At 67.9% G+C, this 12877-nt stretch carries 17 protein-coding genes and 1 tRNA gene; 8 read left to right on the top strand and 10 right to left on the bottom strand.

Features of this window, described 5'->3' with window-relative positions; all coding sequences use genetic code 11:
* Window positions 1–168: 168 nt before the first annotated feature.
* The 3 genes from cmk to aroA are packed head-to-tail and all read right to left on the bottom strand — an operon-like array spanning window position 169 to window position 3115.
* Window positions 169–807 carry a (d)CMP kinase gene (gene cmk / locus VF643_RS04440; protein WP_331042163.1) on the bottom strand — a complete coding sequence of 213 codons (639 nt, stop codon included), beginning with the start codon at window positions 805–807 and terminating at the stop codon, window positions 169–171.
* The gene (locus VF643_RS04435; RefSeq protein ID WP_331042162.1) at window positions 804–1784 is read right to left on the bottom strand and encodes a proline iminopeptidase-family hydrolase; all 981 of its coding nucleotides are present in this window, start codon (window positions 1782–1784) and stop codon (window positions 804–806) included. The genes cmk and VF643_RS04435 overlap by 4 nt, the downstream gene beginning before the upstream one ends.
* Window positions 1775–3115 carry a 3-phosphoshikimate 1-carboxyvinyltransferase gene (gene aroA, locus VF643_RS04430; protein ID WP_331042161.1) on the bottom strand — a complete coding sequence of 447 codons (1341 nt, stop codon included), beginning with the start codon at window positions 3113–3115 and terminating at the stop codon, window positions 1775–1777. The genes VF643_RS04435 and aroA overlap by 10 nt, the downstream gene beginning before the upstream one ends.
* A 101-nt stretch (window positions 3116–3216) precedes the next feature.
* On the opposite strand from aroA, the gene VF643_RS04425 reads away from it, so the two are divergent.
* Entirely contained in the window at window positions 3217–3540 is a 324-nt protein-coding gene (locus VF643_RS04425) for a TIGR02300 family protein (RefSeq protein ID WP_331042160.1), read from the top strand.
* A 112-nt stretch (window positions 3541–3652) separates the two neighbouring features.
* A tRNA-Ala gene (locus VF643_RS04420) sits at window positions 3653–3728 on the top strand.
* Window positions 3729–3748: 20 nt separating this feature from the next.
* Here the strand turns inward: VF643_RS04420 and xth are convergent.
* Together xth and VF643_RS04410 are read right to left on the bottom strand one after the other, a co-directional pair.
* Window positions 3749–4537, bottom strand: coding sequence for an exodeoxyribonuclease III (gene xth, locus VF643_RS04415; RefSeq protein WP_331042159.1), 789 nt, complete (start codon window positions 4535–4537; stop codon window positions 3749–3751).
* Window positions 4534–4986, bottom strand: coding sequence for a GreA/GreB family elongation factor (locus VF643_RS04410; RefSeq protein ID WP_331042158.1), 453 nt, complete (start codon window positions 4984–4986; stop codon window positions 4534–4536). Before VF643_RS04410 ends, xth begins: the two co-directional genes overlap by 4 nt.
* A 105-nt stretch (window positions 4987–5091) precedes the next feature.
* On the opposite strand from VF643_RS04410, the gene VF643_RS04405 reads away from it, so the two are divergent.
* A complete protein-coding gene (locus VF643_RS04405; RefSeq protein WP_331042157.1) occupies window positions 5092–5268 on the top strand; it encodes a hypothetical protein in 177 nt (58 codons plus the stop codon).
* Window positions 5269–5290: 22 nt separating this feature from the next.
* Here the strand turns inward: VF643_RS04405 and VF643_RS04400 are convergent, their stop codons facing one another.
* Together VF643_RS04400 and VF643_RS04395 are read right to left on the bottom strand one after the other, a co-directional pair.
* On the bottom strand, window positions 5291–6580 hold the full coding sequence (locus VF643_RS04400; protein ID WP_331042156.1) for an MFS transporter: 1290 nt from the start codon (window positions 6578–6580) through the stop codon (window positions 5291–5293).
* 275 nt (window positions 6581–6855) lie between these two features.
* A complete protein-coding gene (locus VF643_RS04395; protein WP_331042155.1) occupies window positions 6856–7674 on the bottom strand; it encodes a DUF5694 domain-containing protein in 819 nt (272 codons plus the stop codon).
* Between the two features lie 330 nt (window positions 7675–8004).
* Here VF643_RS04395 and pgsA point away from each other — a divergent pair, with 330 nt between their 5' ends.
* Genes pgsA through VF643_RS04380 form a run of 3 tightly spaced genes read left to right on the top strand, consistent with a single transcriptional unit; the run spans window position 8005 to window position 9262 of the window.
* Window positions 8005–8556 carry a CDP-diacylglycerol--glycerol-3-phosphate 3-phosphatidyltransferase gene (gene pgsA / locus VF643_RS04390; RefSeq protein ID WP_331042154.1) on the top strand — a complete coding sequence of 184 codons (552 nt, stop codon included), beginning with the start codon at window positions 8005–8007 and terminating at the stop codon, window positions 8554–8556.
* A 5-nt stretch (window positions 8557–8561) separates the two neighbouring features.
* Window positions 8562–8813 (top strand): molybdopterin converting factor subunit 1, encoded by a 252-nt coding sequence (moaD, locus tag VF643_RS04385; protein WP_331042153.1) that lies wholly within the window; start codon window positions 8562–8564, stop codon window positions 8811–8813.
* Entirely contained in the window at window positions 8810–9262 is a 453-nt protein-coding gene (locus tag VF643_RS04380) for a molybdenum cofactor biosynthesis protein MoaE (protein WP_331042152.1), read from the top strand. Before moaD ends, VF643_RS04380 begins: the two co-directional genes overlap by 4 nt.
* 3 nt (window positions 9263–9265) lie before the next feature.
* Here VF643_RS04380 and VF643_RS04375 read toward each other — a convergent pair whose 3' ends face one another.
* The 3 genes from VF643_RS04375 to VF643_RS04365 form a co-directional block, all read right to left on the bottom strand.
* The gene (locus tag VF643_RS04375; RefSeq protein ID WP_331042151.1) at window positions 9266–9865 is read right to left on the bottom strand and encodes a fasciclin domain-containing protein; all 600 of its coding nucleotides are present in this window, start codon (window positions 9863–9865) and stop codon (window positions 9266–9268) included.
* A gap of 67 nt (window positions 9866–9932) precedes the next feature.
* Window positions 9933–10838: a LysR substrate-binding domain-containing protein gene (locus VF643_RS04370; RefSeq protein WP_331042150.1), complete on the bottom strand. Its 906-nt coding sequence runs from the start codon at window positions 10836–10838 to the stop codon at window positions 9933–9935.
* Window positions 10839–10854: 16 nt separating this feature from the next.
* A complete protein-coding gene (locus VF643_RS04365; RefSeq protein ID WP_331042149.1) occupies window positions 10855–11613 on the bottom strand; it encodes a sulfite exporter TauE/SafE family protein in 759 nt (252 codons plus the stop codon).
* A 128-nt stretch (window positions 11614–11741) separates the two neighbouring features.
* Here VF643_RS04365 and epsC point away from each other — a divergent pair, with 128 nt between their 5' ends.
* Window positions 11742–12449, top strand: coding sequence for a serine O-acetyltransferase EpsC (gene epsC / locus VF643_RS04360; protein WP_414713796.1), 708 nt, complete (start codon window positions 11742–11744; stop codon window positions 12447–12449).
* A gap of 16 nt (window positions 12450–12465) precedes the next feature.
* On the top strand, window positions 12466–12807 hold the full coding sequence (locus VF643_RS04355; protein WP_331042147.1) for a DUF2794 domain-containing protein: 342 nt from the start codon (window positions 12466–12468) through the stop codon (window positions 12805–12807).
* Window positions 12808–12877: the final 70 nt, after the last annotated feature.

Below are 12877 nucleotides of genomic sequence, written 5' to 3'. Positions count from 1 at the left end.
CGGGAACGGAGCTTGCGCGCTTTGCCCACCCTCCTCCTGATCCGAAGGACGTAATCACCACATCCGGAGATGCGGGGCCGGACTGGATTAAACGTCCACTAACGCGCAATTGCAGACACTCTCGGTTTTTGGACATGCTTGCTCAAACGTTGCTGCTATCGCTGCCCGTCAAGCCTGGACGTCGGCGCGCCGCACCTGCGCCTCCACCAGTTCGATCGCGCGGCGGACGCTCGCTTCGATCGAGAGGAAGCTGGTGTCGAGCAGCACGGCATCCACAGCCTGCACCAATGGCGCGGTGGAGCGGGCGCTGTCGCGGGTGTCGCGGACGCGGATGTCGGCCAGGACGCGGTCGAAGCTGGTCGTGTCGCCCCGCGCCGCCAGTTCGGTGTGGCGGCGGCGGGCGCGGATCTGCGGGGTCGCCTTGACGAACAGTTTCGCGTCGGCATCGGGGGCGATGACGGTGGCGATGTCGCGGCCGTCGAGCACCGCGCCGCCGGTCTGCGCGGCGAAGCGCTTCTGCCGCTGGAACAGCGCCGAGCGGACCAGGGGGTGCGCCGACACGATCGAGGCGAGCGCACCCACCGCATCGTCGCGCAGGGAAGGATCGGTCAGCAGCCGCTCGTCGAAGTCGCAAGCCGCGACCGCATCGGCCTCTATCGCCGGATCGAGATCGTGCGCGCGGACGTTGGCGGCGACTGCGCGGTAGAGCAGCCCGGTGTCGAGATGCGGCAACCCGTAATGCCGCGCCAGCGCGCGGGCCACGGTGCCCTTGCCCGAGGCCGCGGGGCCGTCGACTGCGATAATCATAGGTCGTGCCGTCCTAGCCAGCCGCGGAGAATGCCGAGCGTCTCGACCGGGCGATCGCCGAAGAAGCCGTGCGCCGCGCCGGGGACGACGGCGAATTCGGCGCCGGGCACGCGTGCCGCAAAGCCTTGCAGCGTTGCCGGGCGCGCCTCGTCATATTGGCCGCCGACGAACAGCGTGCGCGGGCCGTCCAGCTTCGCCAGCAGCGGCTCGCCGTCATAATCCTTCAGCGTGCCGGTCGCGACGAATTCGCTGCGGCCCCACATCGCCTCATAGAGCTTGGCGTCGAAGCCGCGGCCTTCGTAAGCGCGATAGGCGATCCTGCCCTCGCTCTCCGGCTCGCGGCCGTTGAAGGCGGCATAGAAGGCGCCTGTCGCGCTGTCGCAGGAGGCGGGCAGCGGCGCGGGCAGGGTATCGCACCGCGCCAGTTCCTGCCGCACGGGCAGCGGCAGCTCGCCGCGCAGGGCGTTGGCATCGGCGATCCAGCTGCGCGTCGAGACGAGCGGGCTGGCGAGCACCAGGCTGGCGAGGCCCTGCGGCCGTCGTGCACCATATTCGAGCGCGATCGTGCCGCCCCAGCTGTGACCGACGACGTGCCAGCGCTCGACGTCCAAAGCGCGGCGGATCGCGTCCAGTTCGTCGACGAAGCGGGCGACGCGCCAGTTGGCGGGGTTCTGCGGCCAGTCCGACCGACCCGAATCGAACTGGTCGTAGAGGATGACCGCGCGTTCGCCGGCAAGCGCCAGGGCATCGAGATAGGCGCCGTGCGTGCCGCCGGGGCCGCCGTGGAGGATGACGAGCGGCGGCAGCGCGCCGGCGAGGTCGCCGTTCACCCGGACGTAGATGCGACCGCCCTCTACCGGCACCATCAGTTCGCGATCCGGGGCCGGATAATGCGCCGGCCCCCGCGCGCCGGCCGGGCAGGCGGCGAGCGCGACCATTGCGCCGAGCATCGTGCGGCGGTTCACCGTCAGCGCCATGTCGCGCGTGCCCCCAGCGATTCGGCCACGTCGACGAAACCGGGATAGCTCGTCGCGATCGGCGCGGCATCGTCGATGACGATCGGCCTGGCGGCATGAAGCCCGGCGACGACCATGCTCATCGCGATCCGGTGATCGAGGTGCGTGGCGATCGTGGCGCCGCCGGGGATGGCGTCGCCGCCGCGACCCTCGATCGCCAGGCCGTCGTTATATTCCTCGCAACCGACGCCGCAGGCGCTCAGCGCAGCGGCCATCGCGGCGATGCGATCGGATTCCTTGACCCTGAGTTCGTGCGCCCCGCGCGCGACGGTGCGGCCGCTTGCAAAGGCCGCGGCGACGAAGAGGATCGGATATTCGTCGATCATGCTCGGCGCCAGATCGGCGGGCACGTCGATCGCCGACAGCGCGGCGTGACGGACGCGCAGGTCCGCGACCCATTCGCCACCGACGGCGCGGCGGTCCAGTTCGTCGATGCTTGCCCCCATCATGCGCAGCGCAGTGACCAGCCCGGTGCGGGTGGGGTTCATCAGCACGTTCTCGATGACCACGTCCGATCCCGGCACGATCGAAGCCGCGACCATCCAGAAGCCGGCGGAGGAGGGATCGCCGGGGACCACGATCGCCTGCGGTCGCAACTCTGCCTCACCGCGGACTGAAATGATGCGGCCGTGCTCGCTTTCCTCGACCGTCACGTCCGCGCCGAAGCCGCGCAGCATCCGTTCGCTATGGTCGCGGGTCGGCACCGGCTCGATCACGCGGGTGAGGCCGGGCGTGTTCAGTCCGGCGAGCAGCACCGCCGACTTCACTTGCGCCGAGGCGACGGGCAGCGTGTATCGAATCGGTATCGCGGGGCACAGTCCGCGCATGGTCAGCGGCAGACGCTCGCCGGGTGCGGTGGTGAACGATGCACCCATCTGCGCCAGCGGCTCGGTGACCCGCGCCATCGGCCGCCTGGAAAGCGACGCGTCGCCGATGAAGGTCGCGGTGATCGGGTGGCTGGCGACCAGCCCCATCAGCAGCCGGGTGGACGTGCCCGAATTGCCCATGTCGAGCGCGGTCTGCGGCTGGAGCAGCCCGCCGACGCCGACGCCGTGGATTCGCCAGATGCCGTCCTCGCCCCGAGCGACTTGGGCGCCCATCGCGCGCAGAGCGGCGGCGGTGGCGAGCACGTCCTCACCCTCCAGAAGTCCCTCGACCCGGCTCTCGCCCACCGCCAACGCCGAGAACAGCAGCGCGCGGTGGCTGATCGACTTGTCGCCCGGCACGCGCACGCGGCCGCGCAAGGGGCCGTCCGCGGACAGGCAAAGCGGGCGGGGGAAAGCGGTGTTCATGAGCGCGGCGGCTTTTGACAGCCGCCTTGTGCTATGGCAAGGTGCCCCCCAGTTTGTGGAGGACACTCTCCGCAATTCCCATCCGAAAGGTTCGACACGGCATGATTCAGCCGGAATGGGGCACGAAGCGCACGTGCCCGAAATGCGCGACGCGTTTCTACGATCTCAAGAAGGACGATCCCGTGACCTGCATCGAATGCGGGGCACATTGGGAGCCGGAACCGATCCTGAAGTCCAAGCAGCCGCTGCCGTTCGAGGTGGCCAAGCCCGATACCGCCAAACCCGACGCCGATCTGAACGGCGACGAGGAGGACATCGCCACGATCACCGGCGAAGACGAGGAACCCTCGGCCGACGACGAGGTCGATCTGGGCGGTGACGACGATCTGGGCGTGGAAGCGCCGAGCGACGACGACGAGCATTGATGTGACGGGGTGAGGGCGGGCGGCGTTGGCGCCGCTTGCCCGGCCCCTGCGCTTTGCATGCTTGCCAAGGAGTGCGCGCCTCGCTAGGGGACGCGCCTTCCCGGGAAGGTTGGGGGCCGTAGCTCAGCTGGGAGAGCGCTGCAATGGCATTGCAGAGGTCAGGGGTTCGATCCCCCTCGGCTCCACCATCCCGTCCGCGCTCGCCTTTTCAATGGCGGCGCTTTGCCTTCGACAGCGCGATCCACACGGGTGCATGGTCGCTGGTCTTCTCCCAGCCGCGGACATGGGCATCGACCTGCGCGTCCGTCAGCCGAGCCGCCAGGGCGGGGCTGAGCAGCAGGTGGTCGATCCGCAGGCCCGCACCGCGCGCATAGGCGTTCCGGAAATAATCCCAGAAGGTGTAGATCGTCTCGTCCGGATGGACGTGGCGCAGCGCGTCGGTCCAGCCCTGAGCGACCAGTCGGGCGAAGGCGTCGCGGACCGGCGGGGCGAACAGCGCGTCCTCGGTCCAGCGTTCGGGTTTGTAGACGTCCGCCTCGGTCGGCATCACGTTGAAGTCGCCGGCGAGCATCACCGGGACGCCCGCGTCGATCAACGACTGCGCATGCGCGATCAACGCGTCGAACCAGGCGAGTTTATAATCGAACTTGGGGCCGGGGCGGGGATTGCCGTTGGGCAGATAGAGGCCACCGATCAGGACGCCGCCGACCGCGGCCTCGATATAGCGGCTTTGCGCCGGATCGGGGTCGCCCGGCAGGCCGCGCCGGGTCTCGACCGGCGTGCCGATGCGGCTGAGGATCGCCACGCCGTTCCAGCTCTTCTGACCATGCCACAGCGCCTCATAGCCCGCGTCGCGCAACGCGGCGTGCGGGAACTTGTCGTCCGGAGCCTTCAGTTCCTGCAGGCATACGACATCGGGCGCACGTTCGGCGAGCCAGCGCAGCAGCACGGGTAGCCGCCCGTTGACGCCGTTGACGTTGTAGGTCGCGACGATCATCCGACCGCGACGACCTCGATCGCGTGTTCGCGCCCGCCGAACGGCAGGATGTCGCCAGCCTCGGCGCCCAGCAGGGCGCGCGCCAGGGGTGCGGTGAAGGCGATGCTGCCCGCCTTGGGATCGGCCTCATCGTCCCCGACGATCGCGATCCGCCGCGGTTTTCCGTTCATCTTGATCTGGACCACAGAACCGAAGCCGATAGTGCCACCCGTGGGCGCGGCAGTGGGTAGCGCCGTGGCGCGCCGCGTCTTCCAGTAGCGCAGGTCGCGGCGGATCGCCTCCGACGCCTCCGCATCCGCGTCGCTCAGGCCGGCCTCCAGTTCTGCGATCCGCTCGTCGATGAGCGCCCGGCCGCGCGCCGTGACCAGATTGGGGCCGGCGGGTATGGGCAGTTCGAAGCGCGGTTCCTTGTGTTCCTCGTCGCTCTCCCGTCGGAACGCTACGCTCATTCTTCATCCTTCCTCGGGCAGCTACTCGTGCCGTATTCGGACGCCTGCGATTTAACCACCTTTGGCCATGGGCAAATTCGTTAAGATCGCGTTAACGTGGTTGCCATGCAAAGACGCCACGTCCTTACCAGCGAATCCGCCCGACATCCGTTCCGCCGCACCCTGCCGCCGCCTGCGATTTCCGTCGCGCCGCCAGCGGCAAAGGACGACGACAGCGACGTGAAGCTCTTCCTCTTGAGCTTCGCCGCCTTCTTCACCTGCTTCTACACATTCATTTTCTAGGCCGGCATCTTCTCGGCGTCCGCTAGTCGCAAGCGCGGTGGAGCTTCTGCGCGAGCCAGGCGGAGACCAGGCACATCGCGGCGACCAGGAACAGCATGTCCTCTGGCCCGACCCCGAACGAGGTGATCGCCAGCACCACCAGCGCCCCCGCGGTCATCGCGCCCGCGTTGACGACGTTGTTCGCGGCCACCGTACGCGCGGTCTGGTCCTTTTCGACCGTCGTCGTGAGAAAGGCGTAGAGCGGCACCACGAACATGCCCCCGGTGATCGCGATCATCAGCAGCACGAGCAGGACCGGGATCGCCAGTGGCTGCGCGATGAAGTCCGTCCAGCCATAATATCGGCCCGCGGCGGCCGGGGTCCAGGCGCGCGCGAGCAGCGAGAAGACGATGACGAACCCCCCCATCGCGATCACCGAGGCAGGCGAGTAGCGCGCCGAGATGCGCCCCTTCAACATGGTGTTGATGACGATCGAGCCGATCGCGACGCCGATCGAGAAGACCGCGATCACCAGGCTGGCGACGCGCTCGTCCGCGTTCAGCACGTTCTTCACCAGCGGCGGGAAGATGATGATGAGCACCGATCCGATCGTCCAGAAGAAGCTGATTGCGCAGATCGCCAGGAACAGCCGCGGGATGTGCATCGTCGCGCCGATCAACCGCCAGGAGGCGGTGAAGGGGTTGTAGTTGATCTTCAGCCGCGGCCCCTCGCGCGGGGCCGGCGGCACCTGGCGCCCGGCGAACCAGCCGATGACCGCAATCACCAGGACCAGCCCCGCCGCAACCTCGATCGCCACCCAGCCGGCCATGACGGTGCCGAGCAGTATCGCCAGGTACGTCCCGGCCTCGACCAGGCCTGTGCCGCCGAGCACGTCCTGCGGCGGCAGATGCTGTGGCAGGATCGCGTATTTGATCGGGCCGAAGAAGGTGGAGTGAACGCCCAGCATCAGCACCGCGCCCAGCATCAGCGCGATTCCCGCGGTGCCGTGCCCGGCGCGCGCCACCATCAGCCCGGCGGCGCCGAGCACCATGATGCCGATCTCCGCGGTCTTCACGATGCGGATGATCCGCGCCTTGTCGTAACTGTCCGCGAGCTGTCCCGCGAGCGCGGACAGCAGGAAGAAGGGGAGGATCGCGATGCCGGTCGCCAGCGCGTTGAAATTGGCCTCCGCCTTGGCGTCGTTAAAGATCGCATAGGTGGCGAATAGCACCATCGCGGTCTTGAAGAGATTGTCGTTGAACGCGCCGAGAAACTGGGTGGCGAACAGGGGCAGGAAGCGGCGGCGCTTCAGAAGCCCCAGGGCATTTATCATGAGCGGGGTCGGTCCAGCCGTGGCGAAAGCGCGATCATAGACCAGCAGGGGGCATGCCGCCACTGTTCGAATCCGGCGGCCTCCGGGTCCGCAAGGCGGCGCGACCCGCCCTTTTACCGGGGCGCTCACACGGTTCGTCAGCGATCGGCTTGATCCGCGCGCAGCCCGTCGGCGGACGTCTGATCGAGGTGGATTGCGCCCCGTCCGCTTCCCAATGTGACGGCCGGAACAGCCGCCATTCTCCCGGCGTCGCAACCGTTTGGTTGGGACGCTGACTAACAGCCAGATCGTGAAGCCGGAAGGTACGACAGCGTGTCCTCCACCTTGAAAGCGTTACTTTCGCGGGCAAACTGATCCAGCAGGTAGGTGTGCCCGGAGCCGTATAGGACGAGGACGCGATCCTGCGGTCCGGCGACGCGCTCCAGCGAATTGAAGATGCGCAGATTGCGAGCATACCACGCGCCCACCCAAGCCGCGCCCGGACTTTCACGTCCTTCGCCGATCCGGGCCAACTCGTAATAGGCGCGATGGTCGTTCGCCCGTGCGGCAGGCGCATTGTATTCGCGATACCATTGCGTGACCGACAGGCATCGCCAGCGCGCGACTTGCGCGTCGGTACTGGCTTGGCCTCGAAGACGCAGTTCCTCCAGTCGCCCGGCTTGACCGTTCCGCGCTGCCCAGCCGGTAAAGTCATAGGCCCCGGCTTCGCCCGGCGCGTCACCGTTCCAGTCGATCGCATCGACCTTTTCGAGGTTGAGCTTGGCGGCTAGACGCAGAGCGATTTGGTCGCGCTCGTTCGCAGTGAGCTGCAAGCGGCCGGAACGGTAATCGGCATAGCGCCGGTCCAAACCAGCCTGGTCATCCGCCTTCCACTCGATCGCTATGCGCGTAGGCTTGAAGCGAGCCAGGCTCTCGACCAGCGCCTCCATCTCCTGCTGGCGCTCAGGGGTCGTCACATCCTCGATCCGGGGGTTGATGATATCGCGATTGTTGTTGGCGAGGTGCGGAGAGCCGACGATCAGAAGCGTCGGACGACCGGGCGGAATGGCGGAGGCCGATGCGATCGCGGCGGCAAGCATAACCAGGCTGAACAACGATCGTCCCCCTATCTAACCCTAACAGGTGTATTGCTGTTACCATACACTTGCGGGCTTGAGAATAGGCCGGCGTTTGTGCGTCACAACCGGCCGATCGGCACCGGCTAACGGCCCCTGCTTTTCCGCGGGTTCGCAGGCGTCAGAACTCCGCGTCAGAATGGCGGCTCTCAGGATCGGCGAATCGCCTCCCGCCTTGCCCGACGTTATGCGCCAGCCGCCTTTCTGCTGATTCCGTGTAGCTATATCGAACGTCCTGCCGATCGCACGCCGCGCCGGGAGGGGCCGGTGCGGCTTCCACGCGCGCGGATATGGCTCTACGGATGCGCGATGCTGACGCTGCCCAACCTGCTCACGCTGTCGCGGATCTTCGCGATTCCGCTGCTCGCGGCCCTGCTGTGGTGGCCGCAATGGCCGTTCGGCTATGGCATCGCGTTCGTCCTCTACTGCCTGATGGGCATTACCGACTATTTCGACGGCTATCTGGCGCGCGCCAATGGAGCGGTGTCGCGGCTGGGCATCTTTCTCGATCCGATCGCGGACAAGATCATGGTCGCCGCGGTCATCCTGCTGCTGGTGCGCAGTGGCGACATCCCCGGCCTGCACGTCGTCGCCGCGCTGGTGATCCTGCTGCGCGAGATCGCGGTGTCTGGCTTGCGCGAATTCCTGGCGCAATTGCAGGTTTCCGTACCCGTCTCGCGATTGGCGAAGTGGAAGACGACGCTGCAATTGGTGTCGCTCGGCGCGCTGATCCTGGGCGGGGCGGTGCCGCACGTGGCGTGGGTCGCCGGCGTGGGCCTGGTCAGCCTTTGGGGTGCGGCGGTGCTGACGGCGGTGACGGGCTGGGACTATCTGCGCGTCGGCCTGAAGCACATGGATTGAGCGCCATGCGGATGCTGTATTTCGCCTGGGTGCGCGAGCGGATCGGCACGGGGCAGGAGGACGTTGCGCCGCCGCCGGCGGTGACGACCGTCGCGGCGCTGGTGGATTGGCTCGCCGGCAGGAGCGATGGCCATGCCGAGGCCTTTGCCGAACGAAGCCGGCTGCGCGCCGCGATCGACGGCGGCTTCGTGGGACTGGATGCCGCGCTGGGTGACGCGCGCGAGGTCGCGATCTTTCCCCCGGTGACCGGCGGATGATCCGCATCGTCGTCGGCGCCGAACCGATCGACCTGGCGCGCGAGATCGCTGCCGCCGAACTGGCTGGCGCGGGGGCGGTGGCGACCTTCACCGGGCTGGTGCGTGCCGATCTCCACGTGGCCGATGGGGGGGTGGAGACGCTGGAGCTGGAACATTGGCCGGGCGCGACCGAGGCGGCGCTTCACGCGATCGCCGCGACCGCGCGGGAGCGGTGGCATTGCACGGGCGTGAGGATCGTCCACCGCATCGGCGCGATGACGCCCGGCGAGCGGATCGTGTTCGTCGCCGCCACCGCGCCGCACCGCGCCGCCGCGCTGGATGCGTGCGCCTATTGCATCGACCGGCTCAAGACCGATGCACCATTCTGGAAGCGCGAAACCCGTGGCGGCGTGGCGCGCTGGGTGGATGCGCGGGCCGGCGACGACGCGGCGGCAGCGCGCTGGGCGTGAGTACTATCCCAGCTTGGGCACGAGCACACCGTTGACGACATGGACGATACCGTTCGACTGGCGGACGTCGCCCGTCTCGACATAGCTTTTGTTGCCGCCGACGTCGGTGATCGTGACATGGCCCTCGGTCATGGTCAGCGTCAGCGGGTCGCCTTCGACCGACGTCAGCGTCGCGGCGCCGCCGCCGGCGGTGATCCGCGCGGTGAGATCGGCGGCGCTCAGGGTGCCGGGAACGACGTGATAGGTCAGCACCTTGGTCAGTGCCGGCTTGTTCTCGGGCTTCAGCAGCGTGTCGACGGTGCCCGGCGCCAGCCGGGCGAAGGCGGCGTCGGTGGGCGCGAAGACGGTGAACGGGCCGGGGCCGGACAGCGTCTCGACCAGGCCCGCCGCCTTCACCGCCGCGACCAGCGTCGACAGATTGGGGGCGGCCGATGTGTTGGTGACGATCGTCCGATCGGCCGGCATTGGCACACCGCCCACCGCGGGGTTCGCGCGCACGGGGGCGGTCGGCGGGGTGGTATTGGCGGCGGTCTCGCTGGTGGTGCGCGCGCAACCCGCGAGCGCGACGGCGCCGAGCAGTCCGATCCAAGCGGATTTCGTCATCGAGCGGCTCCAGGCATGTCGGATGTCGGCAGGACTACGGTCCGGCGGCGGGTTGGTTCCTGACGCGTCACGCGGGATCACGCCGCGCCAGGACATCGGCGAGCAATCCGAAGTCCCGCTCGCGCGGGGAGGCGCGGCGCCAGACTAGCGCGATCCTGCGCACCGCCTCCTCGCCCTCGACCGGGCGTGCGACGACGCTGCTATGGTCGAGAATACCCGCACGGATCGCCATTTCGGGCAGCATCGTGATGCCGAGCCCGTTGTCGACCATCTGGACGATGGTGTGCAGCGAGGTGCCCAGCATCGCCGCCTCCGCGCGGACGCCGGGCCGGTCGCACGCGGCGAGCGCATGGTCCTTCAGGCAATGCCCGTCTTCCAGCAGGAGCAGGCGGCTGGGGTCGATCGCGGCGGCGGGGATGGCCGGCGGTGCATCGCCCTCTATCCCCTGAAAGGCGAGGAAGAGGCGGTCGTCGAACAGCGGGCGTATCGCTACGTCGCCGCAAGGGTAGGGCAGTGCCAGCAGCACGCAATCGGTACGGCCGTTGTTCAGCCCCTCGCATGCCGCCCCGCTCGGCTCTTCGCGCAGGAACAGTTTCAGATCGGGATAGTCGTGCCGAAGCCGCGGCAGGATGCGGGGCAGCAGGAACGGCGCGATCGTCGGGATCACGCTCATCCGCATCTCGCCCGACAGGGGCTGCCCGGCGGCGCGCACCATGTCGCCCAGTTCCTCGGCCTCGCGCAGTACCCGGCGCGCCTTGTCACCGACCGCCGCACCCAGCGGTGTGAAGCGCACGACGCGGCGGGTGCGCTCGACCAGAGTCACGCCGATCAGCGTCTCCAGTTCGCGGATGCCGGACGACAGGGTCGATTGGCTGACGAAGCACGCCTCCGCCGCGCGCCCGAAATGGCCGTGCTCTTTCAGCGCGACGAGATACTGGAGCTGCTTGAGCGTGGGCAGGTAGGTTGCGGCCATCGCCCCTGATATGGGTTCAGGCGAGCGCGCGGTACAGCCCGAACAGGCTCGTCACGATCAGGATGACGCCGACGAGTGCCATCAACGGCGCCGCCGGCACGCGTTTCGCCAGGATTGCGCCGAACGGTGCTGCGACAACCCCGCCGATGAGCAGCCCGACGGTGGCGAGCGTGAACGCCTCCCAGCCGAGCTGGCTGATGAACGTCGCCGATATCGTCGCGGTGACGAAGAATTCCGCCGCACTGACGGTGCCGATCGTGAACCGCGGATGCGCGCCCTGCACCAGCAGGTTCGAGGTGACGACCGCCCCCCAGCCGCCGCCGCCCGCGGCATCCAGGAAGCCGCCGACCAGGCCGAGCGGCTCGACGATGCGCGGCTTTTTCGGGTCCGGCTTGTGCCGCGACCGCCACAGCAGATAGCAGCCGATCGTCGCGAGATAGATCAGGATGATCGGTTTTGCGATGCCGGCGTCGATGTTCGACAGTACGTAGGCACCCAGAATGCCACCCGCGACCCCGGGAATGGTGAGGCGGAGCAGCAACGTCCAGTCGACGTTGCGATTGATCGCGTGGCTGATTCCCGACACCGCGGTCGTGAAGGTCTCGACCGTGTGCACCCCCGCCGACGCCGCGGCGGGCGGCACGCCGATCCACAGCAGCATGGTATTGGAAATCGTCCCGAATGCCATGCCGAGCGCGCCGTCGATGGTCTGTGCGGCAAAGCCCACGAGAATGAACGGCGCGATCGCCTCTAGAGTCGCAAGCGAGAAATCCATGCGCCATGGTGCCTGCCGCGGCGATCCCCCACAAGCAAGATAGAGTTTAGGGGCATGCGATTGCGATACGCTGAGCATTGCCGCAGGCGCGTGCGCTCACTAGATCGCAGCCACAAAGGGGAATGCCTGTGTTCGGTCGCCTCGCCGCCTATCTCGATTCGATCCGTGCGCGCGATCCGGCGCCGCATTCGCGCATGGAAGTGCTGACCTATCCCGGCGTGTGGGCGCTCGGCTGGCACCGCGTCGCGCATCGGCTGTACCAGCGCAGGGCCTTCTTCCTCGCGCGTCTCGTCAATCATTTCGCGCGCGCAACGACCGCAATCGACATCCATCCGGGCGCGAAGATCGGGCGGCGTTTCTTCATTGACCACGGCTTCGTGGTGATCGGCGAAACCGCGGAGATCGGCGACGACGTGACGATCTATCAATGCGTCACGCTGGGCGGGACCAGCCCTGACAACGGCGTGGCGGGCAAGCGCCATCCGACCCTGATGGACGGCGCCATCGTCGGGTCCGGCGCGCAGGTGCTGGGACCGATCACCGTCGGCACACGCGCACGGATCGGCGCCAATGCGGTGGTGACGCGCGACGTACCCGCGGGCGCGGTGATGGTCGGCATCCCGGCCCGCGCGACGATGATCGACGGCGGCCAGGCGCCGGAGAAGAAGTTCGTGCCTTATGGCACGCCGTGCAGCGAGATGTTCGATCCTCAGACCCAGAAGGTCGAACTGATGCGCTGCGAACTGGAATCCATGCGCAAGCGGCTCGACGCGCTGGTGGAGGAGCGTGCCAACGAGCGTGGGGAACAGCGCGGGGACGCGCGCGATTGCGCCTGATGGAAGATCGGGCCTGATGGGGATCGTTACGCCATTTCCGGCCGTGCCAAAGGGCGTGCAGGTCGGCTTCGAGCGCGCCGAACTGACCCGCATCCTCGATCTCTACGGCCGGATGGTCGCCGCCGGGCATTGGCGCGACTATGCGATGGACCTGGGCACCGACGCCGCGGTCTTCGCCGCCTTCCGCCGCGCCGCCGAACGCCCGGAATATCGGATCGAGAAGCGCCCCGCTCTCCGCCTGCGCCAGGGCATGTGGGCGCTGATCGGCGAGGGCGGCGCGGTGCTGAAACGCGGCCATGAACTGGGACCGGTGCTGGCGCCGGTGGAGCGGAGGCTGGTGAAGCTGGTCGAGGGATGAGGATTGGGGGCAACGTCCGGCTCTGGTGGATCACAGAACGTTGGCTTTATGGCCGGCGGCGGCGACTTAA

Source organism: Sphingomonas sp. (assembly GCF_036387595.1).
GTDB lineage: Bacteria > Pseudomonadota > Alphaproteobacteria > Sphingomonadales > Sphingomonadaceae > Sphingomonas.
The sequence above is the reverse complement of the archived record's forward strand: the minus strand, read 5'-3'. Positions and strand labels throughout refer to the sequence as shown.

Excerpts from the sequence above, each read along its gene's own strand:
- cmk (WP_331042163.1), bottom strand. The coding sequence starts at position 807 with ATGATTATCGCAGTCGACGGCCCCGCGGCCTCGGGCAAGGGCACCGTG.
- VF643_RS04435 (WP_331042162.1), bottom strand. The coding sequence starts at position 1,784 with ATGGCGCTGACGGTGAACCGCCGCACGATGCTCGGCGCAATGGTCGCG.
- aroA (WP_331042161.1), bottom strand. The coding sequence starts at position 3,115 with ATGAACACCGCTTTCCCCCGCCCGCTTTGCCTGTCCGCGGACGGCCCC.
- VF643_RS04425 (WP_331042160.1), top strand. The coding sequence starts at position 3,217 with ATGATTCAGCCGGAATGGGGCACGAAGCGCACGTGCCCGAAATGCGCG.
- xth (WP_331042159.1), bottom strand. The coding sequence starts at position 4,537 with ATGATCGTCGCGACCTACAACGTCAACGGCGTCAACGGGCGGCTACCC.
- VF643_RS04410 (WP_331042158.1), bottom strand. The coding sequence starts at position 4,986 with ATGAGCGTAGCGTTCCGACGGGAGAGCGACGAGGAACACAAGGAACCG.
- VF643_RS04405 (WP_331042157.1), top strand. The coding sequence starts at position 5,092 with ATGCAAAGACGCCACGTCCTTACCAGCGAATCCGCCCGACATCCGTTC.
- VF643_RS04400 (WP_331042156.1), bottom strand. The coding sequence starts at position 6,580 with ATGATAAATGCCCTGGGGCTTCTGAAGCGCCGCCGCTTCCTGCCCCTG.
- pgsA (WP_331042154.1), top strand. The coding sequence starts at position 8,005 with ATGCTGACGCTGCCCAACCTGCTCACGCTGTCGCGGATCTTCGCGATT.
- moaD (WP_331042153.1), top strand. The coding sequence starts at position 8,562 with ATGCGGATGCTGTATTTCGCCTGGGTGCGCGAGCGGATCGGCACGGGG.
- VF643_RS04380 (WP_331042152.1), top strand. The coding sequence starts at position 8,810 with ATGATCCGCATCGTCGTCGGCGCCGAACCGATCGACCTGGCGCGCGAG.
- VF643_RS04375 (WP_331042151.1), bottom strand. The coding sequence starts at position 9,865 with ATGACGAAATCCGCTTGGATCGGACTGCTCGGCGCCGTCGCGCTCGCG.
- VF643_RS04370 (WP_331042150.1), bottom strand. The coding sequence starts at position 10,838 with ATGGCCGCAACCTACCTGCCCACGCTCAAGCAGCTCCAGTATCTCGTC.
- VF643_RS04365 (WP_331042149.1), bottom strand. The coding sequence starts at position 11,613 with ATGGATTTCTCGCTTGCGACTCTAGAGGCGATCGCGCCGTTCATTCTC.
- VF643_RS04355 (WP_331042147.1), top strand. The coding sequence starts at position 12,466 with ATGGGGATCGTTACGCCATTTCCGGCCGTGCCAAAGGGCGTGCAGGTC.